The organism is Streptomyces sp. NPDC060027, from assembly GCF_042737005.1.
GTDB lineage: Bacteria > Actinomycetota > Actinomycetes > Streptomycetales > Streptomycetaceae > Streptomyces.
The window spans coordinates 5,718-26,093 of sequence record NZ_JBHWVI010000044.1 but is presented as its reverse complement, the minus strand read 5'-3'; the positions used below and the strand labels follow the sequence as shown (position 1 = coordinate 26,093).

The following is a 20,376-nucleotide window of genomic DNA, read 5'->3' as shown; positions in this document are numbered from 1 at the left end:
CAAACCCCGATATCCGCAGGGGTCGAACAGTCGTCTTCAACCTGCATACACACTTGGTGTTCGTCACCAAGTATCGGCGTGGAGTCATGAACGACGAGATGCTGACGCGCTGCGAAGAGGTCATGCGCAAGGTGTGCGAGGACTTCGACGCGGAGCTGAGGGAGTTCAACGGCGAAAGGGTTTCCGGGTTCGCACCCACCGCCGTCCTTCCGGCCGTCACCGGCAAGGGCGAGACGGTGATCCGGCAGGCATGCGAGCGGCACGAGCGTCTGGAGCCGACGCGGGAACGGGTGCGGCCCGCCGATGTCGCCGGCCGGCCCCTGTACGCCCCCGACGGCGTGGCTCTGGCCGTGGCCCTCTTCGGCGACGAGGCGTTCCGCGAGGCCGGCCGTCAGCTGATGACCGAGATGCGAACGACGCCCGACCCGGGCCGGATGTACCTGGACGATCCCGGGGAATGACGCGGGAGCATCAGCCGCGGCCAGCGGCCATCAGGGCGCCTGCGCAGACAGCGCTATCGGGACGCGGCGACCGGCACGTTGCTGAGCTCGACGGTGTGGCCACCGATGTCGGCCATCAGGCGCAACCTGCCGTCCACAGCTGCGAGGTAGCGCTGGATGGTAGGCAGCTCCAGCTGCTGAAACGGCGTCCGTTCGATCCGGGAGACGTTCGATTACTGGATCCCCATGACGGCCGCCACCTGGACTTGTGTCAGGCCTTGGGCTCGACGCAGCTCAGCGAGGGTCATTGCCGGTCCCGCTGTCGCCGTAGCGGGTGAACCCGCTGGTGTCGATCCGCCACGGGCCGATCTCGACGGTCTTGCCGAACGGGTACTGCCGATGCGCGGCATAGCTGGGGCTTTCGGGAGCGGCGTAGGGCTCGGAGTGGGCGTGGACTGTCCCGTTCCGGGGATCGACGATCAGATAGTGCGGGATGCCCATGGCCGGGTAGTCGCGGAGCTTTCCCTCGTAGTCGTTCTCCGGATTTGCCCGCGACACGACCTCGCAGACCATGAGAACGTCGCTCGGCCGTGCCGGATCATCCCGCTCGAGGAGGTCTTCGTGAAAGACCATCAGGTCCGGGACGCGCCTGACACCGAGGGATGCGTCCTCCAGGTCGGCGTCACCGTCGGCGAGGTAGCCCGGATTCGTGTCGGGAAGCTGAGCATCGAGCTGGGTCCGCAAGGACCGTACGAGGCCCAGATGCCGGCCGACGGGACTCCTCATCATGACGATCTGGTCGCTGGTGATTTCCAGCTTCCAGGGCTCACTGCCAGACGCGGCGAGCAACTGGTCCGCGTAGTCCCGCATCCGGCGATAGTCCATTCGTAGACGATATCGTCGGAGGAATATCACCGGAGTGACCGAGGAGACCGCGCAGGCCGCAGCGGCCCTCGACCGGGTGCGCTGGCAGCAAGCGCCTCATCGGCTGGGGCCGCGGCCCCAAGCGGTGCTCCGGCAACGGCGAGTTCCGCAGCGATTCACTGGCGGCCGGGGAGGGGAAGATGCCGTAGCCGTGCGCCACCGGCACGATCCCGGGCCCTTCGCGTCGAGCAGCGCCGCCACCGCTACGGGCTGCGCCCGCAGGGCCTGCCGGGAGCGGACGCGGATGCGGGCGGACTGCCGCACGTGATGGACCGGGCGCGACCGGACAGCGAGGCTTTTCAGCATCAAGGAGCGGGACCCTGCCGCGACCACTGGCCACACCGCCCGGGCACCCCCGACGCCCCGGACACCGAGTGGGCCTGACAGAGGCGGGTCGATCGCGGCATGGGTGAACCCCTCCCTCCCGGACGGGGGTCATCGGGAGGGAGGGGTCGCTCGGAGGTGGCAGCCGCCGCGGGTGCGGGACCGGGTCCGGCCGCGAAGGCGGGGAGGCATTCAAGGCGGCGCGGCGGGTGCGGGCGGAGATGCCGGGGCGGTCAGGCCATCCGGCCGACGAGGCGTGCGGCCGGGTTCTCCGGTCCGGCCGTGAGGGTGGGCTCGGGGTGGGCCATGAGGATGGACCGCTGGAGCCTGCCGAGCGCCGTGGACGGCTCCAGGCCCAGTTCCCGCACCAGCGTGGTGCGCAGGCGCTGGTAGGCGTTGAGGGCCTCACCGCGGCGGCCCGAGCGGTACAGGGCGAGCATGAACTGGCCGTGCAGGCTCTCGTGCATCGGGTACCGGCTGACCAGCACGGTCAGTTCGGACAGCAGTCCGCGGTGGTTGCCGAGCCGCAGGTCGGCCTCGATGCGCTGGTCCAGGGCGCACAGCCGGGTCTCCTCCAGCCGGCTCACCTCCAGGGTGATCTGGCTGCCGGCCTGGACGTCGGCGAGCGCGGTGCCGGTCCACAGCGACAGTGCCTCGCGCAGCCGTTTGGCGGCACCGGCGTAGTCCTCCGCGTCCATGGCCCGGTAGCCGGCCCCCGCGCGCCGTTCCAGCTCCTGGAAGTCCAGGGTGCCGCCGCGGGTCTCCAGCCGGTAGCCGCCCGGCAGGGTGGCCAGGATGTCCTTGGCCCGGGTCCCTTCGTCGCCGCCGCGCAGCAGTGCCGCGCCGATGAGTTCGCGCAGCTGCAGGATGTAGGTCTGCAGTGTGGTGCGGGCGCTGCGGGGCGGGTTCTCGTCCCACAGCTCCTCTATCAGTGTGGACACCGGGACGACGTGGTCCGCGTTGAGCGCGAGCAGAGCCAGCACCTGCCGGGGCTTGGGCGCGGTCGGCGCGATGGGGATGCCGTGCTCCCGCACCGACAGCGGGCCCAGTACTTCGATGTCCATCGTTTCTCCCCTGTTGGATGCAGGCAGGTCGGCGCGTGCAACGGGGTCAGCGCGCCGGCACCGGAGCGGGCGTGCTGCGGCATCTGTCCCACACCGATAAAAAAACAGCATAGACGGTTTGTCAATCCGGGCGGGCAGTCATCTTTTCCCCAAGACCCCCCGCCCGCACGCCGGATGCACCCGCCGCACCCCCGCCCGCACCCCTCCCCCGCACCCCTCCCCCGCACCCGGCCGCCACCCGCAACCGATTGCGTTCGCGACAGACTTCGCAACGCTCCGGCGCCGCGCGCCGGCCGGAGCGGCACGGGCAGGCCGCCCGCCCCCGGCGACACCCGCACCCCGGCCCCGGCCCGCCCGCCGCCGGCCCGAAGCACAGGCCGACCGGACACTCAACTTGCCAGCACAGCAGGATGATACGGGCGGGTGGTCGAGGGTTCCGGGGGCGCCGGCGTGCGATCACGAGGGGGTGCGGGGCGGGGTGCCGGCGGCCGGACCGGCCGCGTCCACGGGTCGCCGCGCCGGGCAGGGGGACACGCGCCGCCTCAGATGTTATTCCCGTGTGCAATCTTCGCTTCCCGTGCGGGACGCGGGGGTGCCGCCCGGCCGGCGCCCCGGTCCCGCGGGTTGCGCCCCCGGGGATCCGCGGGCTGCGCCGGCGGTCGTGCCGCGCTGGAGCGGGCGGGGAGGGCGGTCGCGGGAGGAGCCGGAACCCTCTCGAATCAGACCGGACGGTCTGTTCAATGTGCCGCCGGACGTTCGCCTTCACCTGCCCCGCCCGCACCGGGAACGGGGCGCGGGTACCGGCCGCCCGGGACGTCGGGATGGACCGGTTACCCGGCTCGGCGGCCCGGGAACAGCCACCGACAGGCGTGGCCGGTCGCGGTGTTCATGCTGCCCCGCTCGATTGCCGCCTTGACCGAGCCGCCGGAGGAGGTCAGCGGTGGAGCCGGGCTTTGACGGAAGGCCGCGTGCCGGACGGCAGATTCCGGAAGTCCGCGAACGTCCCCTTGCGCAATGGTCAAGAATCGTTGACCATTGCTCGCATGCCTACCGACGATCTTCCCGAGACGTTTCACGTCACCACCGACGAGCAGCTGCGCGCCGTCTCCAGTCTCACGCGCCACCGGATCATGGCCGTGCTCCGCTTCGAGCCGGCGACGATCACGCAGATCGCCGAGCGGGTGGGCCTTGCGAAGGGGAGTTCCAGCTATCACGTGCGGCTGCTGGAGCGGGCCGGCCTGGTGAAGGTGGTACGGACACGGAAGGTGCGGGGGGTCACCGAGCGGTACTACGCGATGGCCGCGCGGGCGATCGCGCTGCCGGATCCGGGCGAAGGAGGGCCGGATGTGCTGATGCGCCATGCGGTGGCGGACCTGGAGGCGTCGCCGGCGGACGGCGAGCGGCACGTGCGGATGGCGCATCTGCGGCTCACCGAGGAGCAGTTCGCGCAGCTGGGGGCGCGGCTGCAGGCACTGGCGGACGAGTACCGGGAGCTGTCCGATCCGTCGCTGCCGGACGCGTCACTCGTCTTCGCACTGTTCCACCCGGCACGGCGCGAGCAGGCCGAGGGAGGTGCCAAGTGACCTCAGGTGTCCGGAAGTTGCCGGCCGGGTTCGGACGGCTGTGGACTGCGCAGACGGTGTCCTCGCTCGGTGACGGGGTGTCGCATGCCGCGCTGCCGCTGCTCGCGCTGATGTTGACGCGGGATCCGATGGCGCTCGCCGTCGTCACGGCCGCCGGGACGCTGCCGTGGCTGCTCTTCGGGGTGCTCGGCGGTGCGCTGGTGGACCGCTGGGACCGCCGGCGCACGATGTGGGTCGCGGACGCGGCGCGTGCGGTGCTCCTCGCGATACCGGCAGCAGCGGCCGCGCTCGACGTGCTGAGCATTCCGCTGCTCGCGGCCACCGCCTTCCTGCTCGGCCTCGGCGGGCTGTTCTTCGACACGGCCGCCACGGCCTACCTGCCGGATCTGCTCCGCCGCGACCCCGCGCTCCTGGAGCGCGCCAACTCCCGCCTGCGCGGCGCCCAGACCGCCATGTCCGGTTTCGCGGGGCCGCCCGCGGGCAGTGCGCTGCTCGCGCTCGGGCGGGCGGTTCCGCTGCTCGCCGACGCGGTGTCGTTCCTGCTCTCCGCGCTGCTCGTCCGTACGCTGCCCGCCACGCCCCGGCCCGTGCCGGAGGTCCGCGAGTCGCTGCTTGGGCAGGCGCGGGCCGGGGCCTCGTACGTCTTCCGGGACCGGGTGCTGCTCGGGCTGGCGCTGCGCCCGGCGGTCGGGAACGTCGCCTTCCTCGCTGTGGAGACCGTCCTCGCCCTCTTCGCGCACGACCGCCTGGGCATCGGCACCTACGGTTTCGGCCTGCTCCTCACAGCGGAGGCCACCGGCGGCCTGCTCGGTGCAGGCATCGCCTCCTACCTCGGCCGGCGACTCGGCACCGGCACCGCACTGACCTGCACGGCCGCCGTCGAAGGGCTTGCCGTCCTGGGCCTGGCCGCCGCCCCGAACCCCTACGTCGCCGGGCTGGCGCTCGCCGTCTGCGGGGCCGGCATGGGCGCCACGATGGTGCTCGCGCCCTCCCTCCGACAGGCGATCGTCCCCGCCCGCCTGATGGGCCGGGTCGCCTCCACCTCCCGCATGCTGGCCATGTGCGCCGCCCCCGTCGGGGCCTTCCTCGGCGGCTGGCTGGCCACCGCCTACGACATCCGCACCCCGCTCTACGCCGCCGCCGGCCTCCTCCTGGCGATGACGGCCGTCACGGCATCCATGACCAGCAACCGCCGGGTCGAAGCGGCGCTGCGTGCCGCCGCCCCGGCCGACGGTCCGGATCACCACCCGGCATCCAAGGACCCCGCCCAGGAGAGCGCACCCGCCGTGCTGTGACCCCTGCCGCGAAGGCGTCACAACAAGGCGGGTGCCAGGCCCCCCGCGGGGCGCAACGAGGGGCTGGAGCGGGTCGGTGCTGCCGGCCGTCCGTCCTCGTCGTCCCCGGAGGCGTCCGGGCCCCGGAAGGGGCACAGGGCCCCGGCGGGACCGCCGGCTTTGATGTCAGGGCGAGCAGGTGCATGGTCTTGTTCGGGCGCCCGTACTCGGCGAACACGGTCCCCGGCGGGGTCGGGTGCCCTTCGCGGGCCGAACATCCGCAGCAGGGCGCAGGCAGGCCCGGACCTGGTCGGTGACGAGCGCGACCCGGCCAGTCGGAGCATGTCCGGCCGGTGTGTGGCGATCTCCTTCAGGTTGACCTTGCTGCAGGCCACGGCCGCCTCCAGCGGCCCGTACCCGTCGGCCGGCCCCTCGCCGTCGGCCGGCCCGTCGCCGTCGGGCAGGCCGGCTCGCCAGAACCGCTGGTCGGCCAGGTCGGCCAGGTCGCGGAAGCGTGGGGCGAAGCAAGCCGAGCATCTTGTACAGGCCGAAGGCCATGCCGGAGTACGAGGGTTGTCGGCCGCCGCCGTCTCCGGGCGCACGCCGCCGTCCAGGTTCAGCAGGGCCGGTGGGCGTTGCCGCTGAGCCAGGCCAGGACCTGGTCGGCGTGCTTGTCCGGCGGGAAGACCGGGTAGAAGACGTGCTCGATCATGGTGTCCTCGATGACCAGCGTGAGCCGCTTGTACAGCGTCAGCCCGCCGGTGGTGAAGGTGGGAAGGTCCAGTGCCCGGGCCAGGCTCCGTGCGGGGTCGGACAGCATCTGGAACGGCAGCCGGAGCCGCTCGGTGACCTCACGCTGGTAGTCGCTGTCCTGGCTGGAGAGGCCGTACACCTGGGCCGCGCCGGCCGCGAGCAGGTCCTGGTGGTGGTCGCGGAAGCCGCACGTCTCGGAGGTGCAGCCACGAGCGCCGGGGATGGAGTCCCAGCCCTCGGGCAGATCGGTGCCGGGGCGGCCCGTCAGCGGGTAGACGTAGAGCACGGTGCGACCTGCGCCCAGCGCGTCAAGGCCGACCGTCGCGCCGTCGGTGGCCTGGAGTTCCAGGTGCGGCATTCTCGCACCGCGCAGGTGTGCCGCAGCGCCGTCGTCCTCGGGAACGGGCAACTCGGCAGGCAGGCTCGTGTAGTCGGTCATCGGTTCCTCTCCTTCGCCATCCGGTGAAGGCGGCTGCTGTTGCGGTGAGCGGCCTCGTGCAGGTGCGCCACCAGCACCGCCCGGCGGGCGGTGAGTCCCTCGATCCGCTGCGTGAGCCCCGTCGACGGCATCCCGGTACCCGGCCGGCGCGGCCGGGCAGTCGTCCGCGTGCCGGTGCCCCAAGACCAGGCATTCCGCAAACGGTTGTGCCGCCTCGACACAAGGACGCCGAGGCCGCAGCCGCCCGGATCTCCTGCGCGAGCGTACGTCGTGCTCGTCGCCGTCCCGGTAGCCGTTGGTCGACCGCACCGGCGCGAGCAGCCCCAGCGATTCGTCATAGCGCACCGCCTTGGCCGTCACACCCGCTCGCCGGGCCGCTCCCCCGATCCGCATGCCTCACCTCGAAGAAGGCCAAACAGCTGCCAGGTCTCGTTGGCGGCGATCGCCCGCGGAATCCGTTCATGGAGCTGCGGGAGGGCATGCGCCCGCAGAACAGCGCGGGTGGCAGCACGTTCAGCGGCATCGACTGGTGGGTGGATGTCCATGCGGAAGCCGACCATGTCCGGGTGCATGCCGCGGCCAGAGCAACCCCCGTCCCAGACGCGGTGTCCGGGGCCGCGCCCATGCGGCGCGGCGCGGTCGGCGCGGCGCGGTGGTTGGGGGTGGTCGGGGCGGCGCGGTGGTTGGGGGTGGTTGGGGCGGTGCGGTGGTTGGGGCCGTGCGGTGCGGTGGTTGGGGCGGTGCGGTGGTTGGGGCCGTGCGGTGCGGTGGTCGGCGCGGCGCGGTGGTTGGGGGTGGTCGGGGCGGCGCGGTGGTTGGGGCCGTGCGGTGCGGTGGTTGGGGCGGTGCGGTGGTTGGGGGTCAGGGTTCGGGGCGGGGCTGTGGGGGGCCGGGGGGCGGGGGGCCGGCCGGGGTGCCCGCCGCCTGCAGGTGTCGCAGGCAGGACGGTGCGGCCAGGCGTGGCAGCAGCAGCCGCCAGAACCGGGTGAGGGTGCGGTAGGAGAGCCATTCGGTGTCCTGTGCTCCCAGTACCTCGAAGCCCACGGTCGCCGCGACGACGGCGACCACCGCGTCGCGCGGCACCACCGTGTCGGCGAGTTCGCCCTCGCCGTCGGCGCGTTTGAGGGTCGACTCGACCCACTGCGTCCACTGCAGGCGCAGGTCCCGTTCGCCGGTGTAGAGGTGTTCGGAGCCCAGGGCGAACCCGGCGCGCAGGACGGCGTCGTCGTGGAGGGTGCCGGCCAGGTGGTGGGTGGCGTCGACCAGGCACTGCAGGGCCTGGCCGGGCCGCTGTTCGCCGTGCACGGTGATACGGGCCAGCCGGTGTGCGGCGGCCTCCTCGACGGCTTCGGCGAGGGCGGCCTTGCTGGCGAAGTGGAAGTGCAGCGCTCCGTTGCTCACGCCGGCCCGGCCGCTGATCGCGGTGAGCGAGGCGGTGCGGTAGCCCTCGCGGTCGAAGACCGCGGCGGCGGAGTTGATCAGTGCCTCGCGCGTGCGCAGCGCGCGTTCCTGTTTGGCCATCGTGGTGCTCCGTTACTGCGGCGGGTTGCCGTGCTTGCGGGAGGGCAGGTCGGCGTGTTTGGTGCGCAGCATCGCGAGCGATCCGATCAGCACCTCGCGGGTCTCGGCGGGGTCGATGACGTCGTCGACCAGGCCGCGTTCGGCGGCGTAGTAGGGGTGCATCAGCTCGGCCTTGTACTCCTTGACCATGCGGGCGCGCATGGCCTCGGGGTCGGCGGCCCCGGCGATCCGGCGGCGGAAGATGACGTTCGCGGCGCCCTCGGCGCCCATCACGGCGATCTCGTTGGCGGGCCAGGCGTAGGTGAGGTCGGCGCCGGTGGACTGGGAGTCCATGACGATGTAGGCGCCTCCGTAGGCCTTGCGCAGGACGAGCGAGATCCGCGGCACGGTGGCGTTGCAGTACGCGTAGAGCAGTTTCGCGCCGTGGCGGATGATGCCGCCGTGTTCCTGGCCCACGCCCGGGAGGAAGCCCGGCACGTCCAGGAGGGTGAGCAGGGGGATGTTGAAGGCGTCGCAGGTCTGGACGAACCGGGCGGCCTTCTCGGAGGCCGCGATGTCCAGCACCCCGGCCAGGTGCCGGGGCTGGTTGGCGACGATGGCGACGACCTGGCCGTCCAGGCGGGCCAGCGCGCAGATGATGTTGCGGGCCCAGTGCTCGTGGACCTCCAGGAAGTCGCCGTCGTCGACGAGTTCGGCGATCACCTCGGTCATGTCGTAGGGGCGGCTGCCGTCGGCCGGGACCAGGTCCAGCAGCACCTCGCTGCGGCGGTCGGCCGGGTCGGTGCACGCGGTGCGCGGCGGGCTCTGGCGGTTGTTCTGCGGGAGCATGGAGAGCAGGTAGCGGACCTCCTCCAGGCAGGTCTGCTCGTCGTCGTAGGCGAAGTGGCACACCCCGGAGGTCTGCGCGTGGACGTCGGCGCCGCCCAGGGCGTTGTGGGTGATCTCCTCGCCGGTGACCGCCTTGACCACGTCCGGGCCGGTGATGAACATCTGCGAGGTGTCGCGGACCATGAAGACGAAGTCGGTCAGCGCCGGGCTGTAGGCGGCGCCGCCCGCGCACGGGCCGAGCATCACCGAGATCTGCGGGATGACGCCGGAGGCCCTGGTGTTGCGCTGGAAGATGCCGCCGTAGCCGGCCAGCGCGGAGACGCCCTCCTGGATCCGGGCGCCCGCGCCGTCGTTCAGCGACACCAGGGGCGCGCCGGCCGCGACGGCCATGTCCATGATCTTGTGGATCTTCTGCGCGTGGGCCTCGCCCAGCGCGCCGCCGAAGATGCGGAAGTCGTGCGCGTACACGAAGACCGTGCGGCCCTCGACCAGGCCCCAGCCGGTGATGACGCCGTCGGTGTAGGGCTTGTTGGCCTCCAGGCCGAAGCCGGTCGCCCGGTGCCGGCGCAGTTGCCCGACCTCCTGGAACGAGTCCGGGTCCAGCAGGAGTTGGATGCGTTCGCGGGCGGTCAGTTTGCCCTTGGCGTGCTGCGCCGCGGTCGCCTTCTCGCCGGGGCCCTGCAGTGCCTGCGCGCGGATCGCGTGGAGTTCCGCCACGCGCCCGCGCGCGGCGGCGCCGTGCGGCCCGGGCCGCTGGGGGGCAGTCGTCGTCGTCATGTCAGGTCCCCTCCTGGGACAAGGCCGAGGAGGTCCCGCCCCGGGTCCGTACGTGGACATTAACAAACCGCTGAAGCGGTTTAAAGTTGTTCTACTCAAGAACCGCTCGAGGCACCGCCGGCCCAGCTGCCCGCCGGCACGAAACCTCCCGGCCCCGGCCACAGGGGCGAACCGGCCCCGGCCCACCCCCCGGCCGGCCCTTCGCTCTCCCGCCCGTCCTCCTGTCCGCCGTCCGGTCCGTCCGGTCCGTCCGGTCCGTCCTGCCGTCCGGCGGCCCGTCCGCGCGCGCCGAGGACCGCGAGCAGCACCGCGGTCAGGGCGGCGAGTTCCGCCTCGTCGGCCTGTCCGCGCTCGATACGCAGCACCGTGTCCCCGCTGCTCATCGATCACCCCTCTCCCCCGGCGGGCCCCGGCGGGCCTGGCGGGCCGTCACGTCACCGTCGGCCAGGGCGCTGGAGAGACGCTGTGGTGCCGCTCGAGATCCGCTCGTCCCCCACCGGGGCGCGGCGGCCGGAACCCGACGCCCCAGCTCACGGGCGGCGCCCGGCGGTCCGGGGCGCCGGCCGGGCGCCGATTCGGAGCAAACTGCTCCATTTCCCGCGGGCAGGACCTCGCGGAGAACTCTAGAAAGTAAACCGGGTGGTCTGTATCTTCCTGATTCTCAGCGAGCACGTCCGACGCCAGGCCAACGCAGCTCAGGGGGAAACATGTCCATGACCACGTTCCGCACCGGGCCGGCCCCGATCGCCACCGCACCCGTGCCCGCCCCGCCGGACGGCGCCGCGGGGCCTGCCGGCCGGGCCCCGCGGTTCGCCACCCTGACCACCACGGTGCCCAAGGAACTCGTCCACCGCGCCAGCGTCGCCGAGGTGCTGCTCACCGACTGGGCGCGCACCGCGGCGGACCGCTTCGAGGTGAGCGCCCAGTGGCCGCGCGGGCACAGCTTCTTCACCGCCGTGCAGGGCCGCCACGACCCCCTCATCGCCGCCGAGTCCTTCCGCCAGGCGGCCATCCTGCTCGCCCACACCGAGTTCGGTGTGCCGCTCGAGCACCCCTTCCTGATGCACAGCCTCACCCTGGACGTGCGCCCCGAGCACCTGGCCACCGGCAGCGCACCGGCCTCCGTCGGCATCGAGATGACCTGTCACGACGTCACCTGGCGGCGCGGCGCCGCCACGGCCATCCGCTTCGAGGCCGTGTTCAGGCGCGGCGGACAGACGGTGGCGAGCGCCTCCGGTTCCTGCACGTGCACCACACCCGCCGTCTACGCCCGGCTGCGCGGCAAGCAGGCCGCCCTGGCCGGGGTGCCCGCACCGCTGACCGCCCCGCTGGCCCCGCAGCACGTGGGCCGCACCTCGCCCGCCGACGTCGTCCTGTCCCCCGCCGGCCACAGCGGGCGCTGGCTGCTGCGCACCGACACCAGCCACCCCGTGCTCTTCGACCACCAGGTCGACCACGTCCCCGGCATGGTCCTGCTCGAAGCCGCCCGCCAGGCCACCGTCGCCACCCTGGGCCAGGGCACCTTCGTGGCCCACCTCGCCAGCACCTTCGAACGCTACGCGGAACTCGACACCCCCTGCACCATCGAGGCCCACCCCCTGCCCGACCACGCCGGACAGCGCCGCGTCCGCATCCTCGCCCACCAGAACGACACCCCCGTCTTCACCGCCACCACCGGAACCGGCCCCCGCCCCGCCTGACCCGCCGGCCCGGCCGGCCACCACGCCCGCCCGCACCCACGCGGGAACGTGCCAGGACAGAGCCAGGCCCGTGCACATGGCCAACGGCCCTCCTGGCCGGGCACCGGCGTGGTGGCCGGCCCCCTGCCGACCGCACTTCAGGTACTCCCGCACTCCAGTGTTGGGGCACGCCATCATGGGAGTCATGACAGTCGGCCCGCATACGCCTGCCCCAGGGAGCACCGGCCTTCACGATGCATACGCCCATGACCTCGCTCTGTATCAGGAGAAGTTCCGGCGACGCCTGCCGGCCTCGCTGGGCGAGCTGCGCGGACCTTCCCGGGGAATCGTGGAGCTGCCGCTGCATGGGGCCTGGTCCGGGATGACCGCCTACGACCTGGACAGGCCGCGCCAGCGAATGGGTTTGCACCGCACCGTGCCGCACGAGGGCGGACGCGAGGAGCTGACCGCCTGTCTTGACCAGGGTCTGCTCCTGCAGATGTGGCCCGTCCTGCGCACCCTCGTGGGCCGTACCGTGCGCACCGTGCGGGAAGACGCTTTCCCCCAACTTGCCGAGAAAGCCCGGGCAGCCGCGTGAGAGACATGCCGGAGCTGCACACACGGCTCCTGGCGGATGTGATCGCCATCGGTGCCCCGTATCCACTGGTACTGACCGGCGGGTACGCGGTACGGGCACACCACCTCGCCAGCCGGCCCAGCCAGGACCTCGATGCCGCCACCGAGAGGCCCGGCGCCGATGGCAGACATCGCCGCTGCGCTGCGTGCCGGCCTCGAGGCGCGGGGCTGGCAGGTGAAGTCGCTGGAGACCGCGCCCCTGTCCGCCCGCTTCACCGTGTCCGACCCGGCCACCGGGCAGGACTGCGAGGTGGACATCCTCAAAGAGATCCTCTGGCGCCCGATCGTTCAGAGCCCCTACGGGCCCGTCCTCGCGGAGGAGGACGTGATCGGAACCAAGGTCCGCTCGTCTCCCTGGAGGCAGCCCGAAGACTCCCGGCGGCTGCGGGACTCACCGTACATGACGATTTCGTCATGTACGGTGAAGGTATGACGGAACAGAGCATCTACCGGCATCTGCGTGAGTTCCGTGAGACTTTCGACGGGCCTGAACCGCTGGCCTGGCCGGAGATCAGCCATGGCCAGCTGCTGATGATGACGAGCCCGAAGAAGCAGCATCAGCTGGTGGCTCACCGCCTGCGCACCCAGCTGGAGCCCCAGTTGGGCACAGGCATGCTCCTCATGCTCGAAACCGACATGGAAGATGCCGGACTCGGCATCCTGCGTGTACCCGATCTCGTCGTGGTCGACGAGGAAGAAGCCGTGGCCGACAGTGATGCGATCGACCCCCGCCGCTGCCATCTGGTGATCGAGATCGTGTCCCGGTCCAATCCCAGCAACGACTACGAGGGCAAGTTGCGCGACTACCCGGCCATGGGAGTGCCGCACTACCTCATCGTCGACCCCCGTGACGGGAGCGCAGTCCATCACTGGGCACCGGTCCGCAGAAGCGGTGTGCCCGCCTACGACAACAGGCAGCACTACACGTTCTCGGACACCATCACCATCACCGACTGGAAGATCGACACTGCCGGTCTGCCCCGTTACAGCAAGGACGGCCGGTGACCGACACAGCAGGCCTGGTCCGGTCCTGGCGTCGGCAGCGCGGAATGTCCCAGGCCCGCCTGGCCGAGCTCGCCGGAACCGGGCAAGCCGCGATCTCCCGCATCGAATCAGGACGGGACCTGCCCACACTGACCCTCCTGGAGCGCATCGCCTCGGCACTGGACTGCCGACTGACGGTCACTTTCACATCCGGCTCCGGACAAACACTGCCTTCAGCCCGAGCGTTCCCTCCCCTGCCGGCCAAGCCGGCAGGGGAGCCGGACGACTGACGATCCGCCACCCGCGGCACCAGGACCCCCCTCCGCCCGCACCTGTCCGGCACTTCACCGGCCCTGCCCCCCTGCCGGGTGTCACCACCTCCCCCGCGCCGGGCCCGGGCGCCCGACATGCTTCCAGGTGGCCGCGGACGACGACGGAACACGGGCACGCGGGCTGACGGCTACGACGCGCGCAAAAGGGCTCCTTCCCTGCGTTGCGTGCGGTTGCTGCTTAGCGTGACCCCATGACCACAGTCCAGGCCCGGCCCGCTTTTGACGACCGGCGGTGGAAGGCGCTCGCGGTCTGTCTGACGGCGGGCTTCATCTCACTGCTCGACACCTCGATCGTGAACGTGGCGCTGCCTTCGATGGAGCACGGGCTGGCCGCCTCGGAGGCCGCCCAGTCCTGGGTGGTCTCCGGATACGCGCTGGCCTTCGGGCTGGTGCTCGTCCCGGCGGGCCGGCTGGGCGACATGCACGGGCGGCGGCAGGCCTTCCTGCTGGGCCTGGCCGCGTTCACACTGGCCTCGGCGGCCTGCGGCCTGGCTCCCAGCGCCTCCTGGCTGGTGCTGTTCCGGCTCCTGCAGGGCGCGGCGGCGGGCATGGTCGCCCCGCAGACCTCGGGACTGATCCAGCAGATGTTCCAGGGCGCCGAGCGGGCCAAGGCCTTCGGCATGCTCGGCAGCGTCATCGGGGTCTCGACGGCACTGGGCCCGCTGGCGGGCGGTCTGCTGATCAACGCCGCCGGCACCGACAACGGCTGGCGCTGGGTGTTCTTCGTCAACCTGCCCATCGGGGCGGCCGCCCTCGCCGCGGGACTGCGACTGCTGCCCCGCTTCCCGGCCTCAACCGGCAAGAAGAAGGAGGAGTTCGACCTGTTCGGCGTGCTCCTCCTCGGCGCCGCGGTGCTCGCGCTCATGCTGCCGCTGGTACAGGAACAGCAGTGGACCGGACGGCTGAAGTGGGCGCTGCTGCCGGTGGGGGCGCTGCTGCTGGCCGCGTTCTGGACGTGGGAACGGCGCCAGGGGCGGCGCGGGCAGGCTCCCCTGGTCGATCTGAGCCTGTTCTCCCTGCGGTCCTTCACGTTCGGCTCCCTGATCAGCCTCACCTACTTCGCGGGCTTCACCACCGTCTTCTTCGTCTACTCCCTGTTCCTGCAGAACACCGTCGGATACAGCGCGCTGGCGGCCGGCCTGTCGGTACTGCCCTTCGCGGCCGCCTCGGCGGTCGGCGCCACGATCGGGGGCCGTCTGGTGATGCGCCACGGACGCATGCTCGTCGTCATCGGCCTCGGCGCGGTGGCGGTGGGGCTGCTCGGAGTGATCGTGGCGGTGCAGCTGGTCCCCCTGCAGAGCGTGGGATGGGCCACGGCCCTGCCGATGGTCGTCGCCGGGATCGGCTCCGGCCTCACGGTCTCCCCCAACACGACCCTCACCCTCACCCGCGTCCCCGTGCACCGTGCCGGTGCGGCCGGCGGAGTCCTGCAGACAGGACAGCGCATCGGCTCGGCAGCCGGGATCGCCGTGGTCGGCGCGGTGTACTTCGCACATCAGGCCAACCACGGACAGTCCGTCACCGCCATCCAGCTGGGACTGCTCACCGCCGTCGGGTTCAGCATGACCGCACTGCTGCTCGCGGCTGCGGACCTGCGGGAACGCCACCTGCACCCCGAACCGGAGCGGACCGTGAAAAACGTCCGGCACGGTTCCCAAGACGGCGACGCCGACGAAATGGTGCGGCCCGGCAACTGAAGGGCCACAACTACCAGCGCGACAGCCGAGAGCCGCAACCACCGGCGCGACAAGCCGAGCGGCCACAACTACCGGCGCGACAAGCCGAGCGGCTACGGCTTCCGGCGCGACAAGCGGAGGGGCTACGGCTTCCGGCGCGGCAGCTTCGGGGCCACGGCTTCCGGCGCGACAGCCGAGAGGCCACGGTTTCCGGCGCGGCAGCCGAGAGGCCACGGCTCGGGGTCACGGTTTCCGGCGCGGCAGCTTCGGGCCGGGGGACGGCGGTGCTCGAGGCGGCCCTCATCAGCGGTCCGCCGATGCCTTGCCGTTGGGATCCGGTGACACCGTCCCCGGATCATCGGCAACAGGAGGGGGAAGCCCTACCGGGCCCGAAGGGCCGTGGCTCCGCTGCGGAGCCACAAAGGAGAAGGGCGTGACGGGGGCTGTCAGTGGGCGATGCTGTCGATCAGCTCGCGGGCGCCCTGGCGCAGCAGAGCCAGCGCGACGGAAGCACCGAGGTCTGAGGGACTGAGCCGCCCGGCCCATTCGTGAGCGTTCAGGACGGTCTTCCCGTCCGGGCTGAACACGCAGGCGCGCAGCGACAGATCACCCCGGGACGCCTTCGCGTATCCGGCGATCGGGCTGTTGCAGTGGCCTTGGAGGACGTGCAGGAACATCCGTTCCGCGGTGGCCTCCCGATAGGTGCCGGAATCGTTCAGAGTGCTGATGACGTCGATCGTGGGGGTGTCGGCTTCACGGCACTGCAGAGCAAGGATGCCGGCCCCGATCGGCGGGATCATCGCCTCGGCCGGCAGGACCTCGGTGATCACGTCGGGCCGGCCGATGCGCTCCAGGCCGGAGACGGCCAGCAGCAGTGCGTCGACCTCGCCCGCGGCGAGCTTGTCCAGGCGGCGGTTGACGTTGCCGCGGAACGGCACGCATTCCAGCTGCGGGTGGGAGGCGGCGAGTTGCGCGACCCTGCGCACCGAGGAGGTCCCGATCCGGGTTCCCGCGGGGAGCTCGTCCAGGAGCAGGCCGCCGGGATGGACGAGGGCGTCCCGGATGTCGTCCCGCCTGAGGAACGCCGCGAAGGTCGTGCCGGCCGGCAGCGGCCTGTCCGCCGGCACGTCTTTGACGCAGTGCACAGCAAGGTCCGCCTCCCCGGCGACGAGCGCGGCGTCGACCTCCTTGGTGAACGCCCCCTTGCCCTCGACCTGGGAGAGATCTCCCAGCCATGTGTCGCCGGTCGTCCTGACCGGGATCACCACGGTCCCGATACCGGGATGCAGCGCACCGAGCTCGGTGCGGACGCGCTCCACCTGGGCCAGGGCCATCGGCGAGTCACGGGAGACGATACGGATCAGCTCAGAGGCGGACATGTCGTACACGATAGAGCGTCGCAGCCGCACCCCCGGCATCAATCCCGCAGCCCATCCCAGCCTCCCGGCAAGGAAGTTGGGGGCATCGGGCAGGTGTGCGAGAAAGCCGCGGACGCCTTGCGGGGGTGGTGCCTGCGGGCCAGAACCCGGCCGCGATGACGTACGAACGCCCGCCGGCCCGCGAGGTGTCCTGCGGCGGCAGGCCGCCCACCACGCACAGGCCGCCCGGCCCCGGCGGTCCGGACCGGCCGGCGAGGCACCTCGGCCTGTACGGGCGCCGGCCTCGGGCCACAGACCGATGCGGCAGGTCCCCGACACGGGGGCACCGATCCGGCCCGGCCCGGGGAACACCGGGCGGGCCGGGCCGGATCAAGATGCTCGAGCGCCGGACGTTCACTCCGGCCGGGGCGGCGTTCGGGGCGGCGTTCCTCCGGCCCCGCAGCGTCCCCGCCCCGGGACAGCAAGGCCGAGGTCCAGCTCCGTGAAGCAGATCACCGGCTGCCGGTGTTCCCCCGCGTGCAGCCCGTGTCCGCCCTGCCGCCTCACAAGCGGCGGCCACGACAGCCACGGCGGATCGCCGCGTACAGCCCGGCCTCGCTCGCCGGTATGTGCACGCCCACCCCCAGCGGGCGCAGCACACCGGTCATCCCGCTGCGCGGCTTCCCCTGCCGCCGGAACCGGACGGCATCACCCCTCGCGCCCTGAAGCCGCCTCCCGTGCCCGTGCCGAACGGCAGACGCCTGCCCCGCTCACCTGCACCACCACCCCGCCCGTCCGCCCGTCCGCCCGTCCGCAGTTCACCGGCCCCCGCACGCCCGGCTGGGCGTCACCCAGCACTCCGCGCCGGCCCGGGCGTCCGGAACGCGTCCAGGTGGTCGCCGACCCAGTCACGGTAGGAGCGGGCCGGCCGGCCCAGCAGCGCGGCCACCGCGGGCTCCACCACCTGCTTGGCCCCCGCCCGCTGCCGGCACGCACTGTCCAGCAACGCCTCCACCACCACCGGCGGATACCGCCGGGCCAGCACAGCCCGGGCCGCCTCCTGGCCCAGCTCCTCGAAACCCAGCTCCACCCCCAGCTGCCGCCCCAGTTCTTGTACCTGCTCCCCCGCCGTGAGCGCCTGCGGCCCCGTCAGCGTGTAGGCACGGCCCGCATGCCCCGGCCCGGTCAGCGCACACACCGCCACCGCCGCCACATCCCGCGGATCCACACACGCATTACGCGACGTCCCGCACAACGCCCGCACCACCCGCTCCCCCTTCACCGACGGCGCCCACCCCAACGTGTTCGACATGAACGCCCGCGGACGCAGCAACGTCCACTCCAGACCCGACCCGCACACCACCTCCTCGGCCTCACGCTGCCAGCACGTCACCCCATCACGCGCCTGCGGATCCCTCACCGCCGCAGCCGACAGCTTCACCACCCGCCGCACCCCCGCCGCCCGCGCCGCCCGCACGAACCGCACATCATCACCCGCACCCACCCGGCACGTCAGCAAGAACGCCGCCCGCACCCCCGCCAACGCACGCCCCAGCGACACCTCGTCCCCCAGATCCCCCACCGCCACCTCAACACCCGCAGGCAGCCCCACCGCACGCCCCGCATCACGCACCAGAACCCGCACCCCCACACCCCCCGGCAGCCGGCCCAACCCGCCCACCACCGCCCGCCCCGTCGTCCCCGTCGCCCCCGTCACCAAAATCACAACCCCACCCCTCCCAACCCCAGCCCGACAACCCCGACCACACCCACCCCGGCCCACCCCGGCCGGCCCCACCACACCTCGATCCAACCCGGCCACACCCCGACACCACCACGAGAACCCGCCCGAACCACGAACCAGCCCACAACCACCCCGGCCCGAGCTCAGGTCCGGCTCCGGCTCCAGCTCCGGCTCCAGCTCCGGCTCAGCTCCGGCTCCGGCTCCGGCTCCAGCTCCGGCTCCGGCTCCGGCTTCACCCCAACGCGGCCGACGCCGCTGCGAACCGGCCCGAACCCCATCACGAACCAGCCCACAGCCACCCCGAATTCGGGCCCGGCCTCACCCCAACACGCCAGCACCACCGCGAACCTCACCACGAACCAGCCCGCAACCACCCCGGCCCGAACTCGGTCCGGGCTCGGCTTCGGCTTCACCCCACACGGCCGCACCGCTGCGAACCGGCCCGAATCTCACCGCGACCCGGCCCGCAACCACCCCGGACCGGGCCTGGGCCGGCCTCACCCCACCGCGCCCCGGCCCGAACCTCACCGCGACCCGGCCCGCAACCGCCCTGGCCCGAGCTCAGGTCCGGGCTCGGCTTCGGCTTCACCCCAACGCGGCCGACGCCGCTGCGAACCGGCCCGGGCCCGGGTTCGGGTTCGGCGCCGCTCGGGTGCTGGCAGGTGAGCGGGCGCGATCCGGGGCGGCCGGCATACCGGCCGCCCGGCTTCTCACCCCGAACCACCCGCCCCCACACCGGACGGCCCCGGGGACCGGCCCTCACCCGGACCGGACGGCCCACCCCCGGGCGGGCGGTCCGGGCACCGTCCGCGCGAGCGGCATCCCGGCCGCCGAGCACACCGCCCCGCCCCAGCCCACCGCCGTTGCGGCCCGAAAGCGCACCGAACCGGCCTGGTCTCACCCCGCCCCGCCCCGGTTTCGCCCCGGCCCGTCCCGGTTTCACCACGGACCAGGACGGGTCTCCCGGACATCCGGCAGACCGGCGTGCCCCGCAATCGACCAGGACAGGAGGCCCCGCACCCGACAACCTGTAATATACAAACTGGACGGTTTCTTTTGCCGGGTCGGCGGACCGGGCATATGCCCAGCAGGAACAGCACGGAAGGAGGCCGACATGGCCATGCAGGACCGGGCGATCCGCACCCGGCAGTCGATCCTCTCGGCGGCTGCCGGCGTCTTCGAGGAACGCGGCTACCAGGCCGCCACCATCAGCGAGATCCTCACCGCGGCCGAAGTCACCAAGGGCGCACTGTATTTCCACTTCCCCTCCAAGGAACACCTCGCCCAGGGCGTCCTGTCCCAGCAGGACGGCCAGACCTCCATCCCCCGCGCCTGCAAAGTCCAGGAACTCGTCGACATGGGCATGCTCCACGCCTACCGCCTCCAGACCGACCCCATGGTCCGCGCCGGAGTCCGCCTCGCCCTGGACCAGCAGGCCCAAGGACTGGACCGCAGCGGCCCCTTCGCCCGCTGGAGCCAGTCCATCCACGACACCCTCACCGCCGCCCAGCAACAAGGCGAACTCCTCCCCCACGTCCAGCCCCACACCACCGCCGACGTCATGGTCGGCGCCTTCGCCGGCGTCCAGGCCATGTCCCAGGCCCTGTGCGACTACCAAGACCTCCAACGCCGCGTCTCCGACCTCCTGCGCCACCTGCTGCCCTCCGTCGTCCACTCCTCCGTCCTCGCCTCCGTCGACCTAGCCGACGGCAGAGGCGAAAAAGTCTTCAACGAACTCCAGCAACACCACCACGACACCCCCCAACCCACCACCGGCTGACCACCCCCGGCCACAGACCCAAACCCCCCACACCCACCTGCAACAGCACCCTCACCACCGCCGGCAGGAACACCACCACCACCGCCGCCGCCGGCAACACCGCCCGCACCGAAGACGGTCACAGCAACGGCACCCGACCAACCAACAACACCCAAGCCACCACCCCCACGAGCCGGCACACCCCCGGAGACGGAGCACCCCCAGAGGCGAGGGCATCCCGGAGGCGGTGGCACCCCCGATGCCGGGGGGACACCCCCGGG

At 72.2% G+C, this 20,376-nt stretch carries 16 protein-coding genes and 3 pseudogenes; 10 read left to right on the top strand and 9 right to left on the bottom strand.

Features of this window, described 5'->3' with window-relative positions:
* Nucleotides 1-11: 11 nt before the first annotated feature.
* Nucleotides 12-176, top strand: a pseudogene (locus ACFWBT_RS14220) (transposase); the annotation flags it as partial.
* A gap of 558 nt (nucleotides 177-734) precedes the next feature.
* Here the strand turns inward: ACFWBT_RS14220 and ACFWBT_RS14215 are convergent.
* Nucleotides 735-1,325 (bottom strand): Uma2 family endonuclease, encoded by a 591-nt coding sequence (locus ACFWBT_RS14215; protein WP_385699529.1) that lies wholly within the window; start codon nucleotides 1,323-1,325, stop codon nucleotides 735-737.
* A gap of 596 nt (nucleotides 1,326-1,921) precedes the next feature.
* Nucleotides 1,922-2,752 (bottom strand): BTAD domain-containing putative transcriptional regulator, encoded by an 831-nt coding sequence (locus tag ACFWBT_RS14210; RefSeq protein ID WP_385699526.1) that lies wholly within the window; start codon nucleotides 2,750-2,752, stop codon nucleotides 1,922-1,924.
* A 1,043-nt stretch (nucleotides 2,753-3,795) separates the two neighbouring features.
* On the opposite strand from ACFWBT_RS14210, the gene ACFWBT_RS14205 reads away from it, so the two are divergent.
* Both ACFWBT_RS14205 and ACFWBT_RS14200 read left to right on the top strand, forming a co-directional pair.
* On the top strand, nucleotides 3,796-4,335 hold the full coding sequence (locus ACFWBT_RS14205) for an ArsR/SmtB family transcription factor (RefSeq protein ID WP_385699524.1): 540 nt from the start codon (nucleotides 3,796-3,798) through the stop codon (nucleotides 4,333-4,335).
* A complete protein-coding gene (locus ACFWBT_RS14200) occupies nucleotides 4,332-5,630 on the top strand; it encodes an MFS transporter (RefSeq protein WP_385699521.1) in 1,299 nt (432 codons plus the stop codon). The genes ACFWBT_RS14205 and ACFWBT_RS14200 overlap by 4 nt, the downstream gene beginning before the upstream one ends.
* A gap of 595 nt (nucleotides 5,631-6,225) precedes the next feature.
* Here the strand turns inward: ACFWBT_RS14200 and ACFWBT_RS14195 are convergent.
* From ACFWBT_RS14195 to ACFWBT_RS14175, 5 genes and pseudogenes are all read right to left on the bottom strand, one after another.
* Complete coding sequence (locus ACFWBT_RS14195; protein WP_385699583.1) at nucleotides 6,226-6,801, bottom strand: peroxiredoxin; 576 nt, start codon at nucleotides 6,799-6,801, stop codon at nucleotides 6,226-6,228.
* Nucleotides 6,802-7,157: 356 nt separating this feature from the next.
* Nucleotides 7,158-7,382, bottom strand: a pseudogene (locus ACFWBT_RS14190) (hypothetical protein); the annotation flags it as partial.
* A 280-nt stretch (nucleotides 7,383-7,662) separates the two neighbouring features.
* Nucleotides 7,663-8,322, bottom strand: coding sequence for a ScbR family autoregulator-binding transcription factor (locus tag ACFWBT_RS14185; RefSeq protein WP_385699518.1), 660 nt, complete (start codon nucleotides 8,320-8,322; stop codon nucleotides 7,663-7,665).
* Between the two features lie 12 nt (nucleotides 8,323-8,334).
* On the bottom strand, nucleotides 8,335-9,927 hold the full coding sequence (locus tag ACFWBT_RS14180) for an acyl-CoA carboxylase subunit beta (RefSeq protein ID WP_385699516.1): 1,593 nt from the start codon (nucleotides 9,925-9,927) through the stop codon (nucleotides 8,335-8,337).
* A 95-nt stretch (nucleotides 9,928-10,022) separates the two neighbouring features.
* Nucleotides 10,023-10,310, bottom strand: coding sequence for an acyl-CoA carboxylase epsilon subunit (locus tag ACFWBT_RS14175; protein ID WP_385699515.1), 288 nt, complete (start codon nucleotides 10,308-10,310; stop codon nucleotides 10,023-10,025).
* A gap of 330 nt (nucleotides 10,311-10,640) precedes the next feature.
* Here ACFWBT_RS14175 and ACFWBT_RS14170 point away from each other — a divergent pair, with 330 nt between their 5' ends.
* From ACFWBT_RS14170 to ACFWBT_RS14145, 6 genes and pseudogenes are all read left to right on the top strand, one after another.
* On the top strand, nucleotides 10,641-11,627 hold the full coding sequence (locus tag ACFWBT_RS14170) for a ScbA/BarX family gamma-butyrolactone biosynthesis protein (RefSeq protein WP_385699512.1): 987 nt from the start codon (nucleotides 10,641-10,643) through the stop codon (nucleotides 11,625-11,627).
* Nucleotides 11,628-11,811: 184 nt separating this feature from the next.
* The gene (locus tag ACFWBT_RS14165) at nucleotides 11,812-12,204 is read left to right on the top strand and encodes a hypothetical protein (RefSeq protein WP_385699508.1); all 393 of its coding nucleotides are present in this window, start codon (nucleotides 11,812-11,814) and stop codon (nucleotides 12,202-12,204) included.
* Nucleotides 12,205-12,209: 5 nt separating this feature from the next.
* Nucleotides 12,210-12,591 (top strand): annotated as a pseudogene (locus ACFWBT_RS14160) (nucleotidyl transferase AbiEii/AbiGii toxin family protein); the annotation flags it as partial.
* Nucleotides 12,592-12,671: 80 nt separating this feature from the next.
* Nucleotides 12,672-13,247 (top strand): Uma2 family endonuclease, encoded by a 576-nt coding sequence (locus ACFWBT_RS14155; RefSeq protein WP_385699505.1) that lies wholly within the window; start codon nucleotides 12,672-12,674, stop codon nucleotides 13,245-13,247.
* Nucleotides 13,244-13,516, top strand: coding sequence for a helix-turn-helix transcriptional regulator (locus ACFWBT_RS14150; protein WP_385699502.1), 273 nt, complete (start codon nucleotides 13,244-13,246; stop codon nucleotides 13,514-13,516). Before ACFWBT_RS14155 ends, ACFWBT_RS14150 begins: the two co-directional genes overlap by 4 nt.
* 233 nt (nucleotides 13,517-13,749) lie before the next feature.
* Nucleotides 13,750-15,255 (top strand): MFS transporter, encoded by a 1,506-nt coding sequence (locus tag ACFWBT_RS14145; protein WP_385699499.1) that lies wholly within the window; start codon nucleotides 13,750-13,752, stop codon nucleotides 15,253-15,255.
* Between the two features lie 425 nt (nucleotides 15,256-15,680).
* Here ACFWBT_RS14145 and hemC read toward each other — a convergent pair whose 3' ends face one another.
* A complete protein-coding gene (hemC, locus tag ACFWBT_RS14140; protein ID WP_385699495.1) occupies nucleotides 15,681-16,613 on the bottom strand; it encodes a hydroxymethylbilane synthase in 933 nt (310 codons plus the stop codon).
* A gap of 826 nt (nucleotides 16,614-17,439) precedes the next feature.
* The gene (locus ACFWBT_RS14135; RefSeq protein ID WP_385699492.1) at nucleotides 17,440-18,318 is read right to left on the bottom strand and encodes an NAD(P)H-binding protein; all 879 of its coding nucleotides are present in this window, start codon (nucleotides 18,316-18,318) and stop codon (nucleotides 17,440-17,442) included.
* Between the two features lie 1,132 nt (nucleotides 18,319-19,450).
* Between ACFWBT_RS14135 and ACFWBT_RS14130 the strand changes: the two genes are divergently transcribed.
* A complete protein-coding gene (locus ACFWBT_RS14130) occupies nucleotides 19,451-20,116 on the top strand; it encodes a ScbR family autoregulator-binding transcription factor (protein WP_385699489.1) in 666 nt (221 codons plus the stop codon).
* The last annotated feature ends 260 nt before the right edge of the window (nucleotides 20,117-20,376 follow it).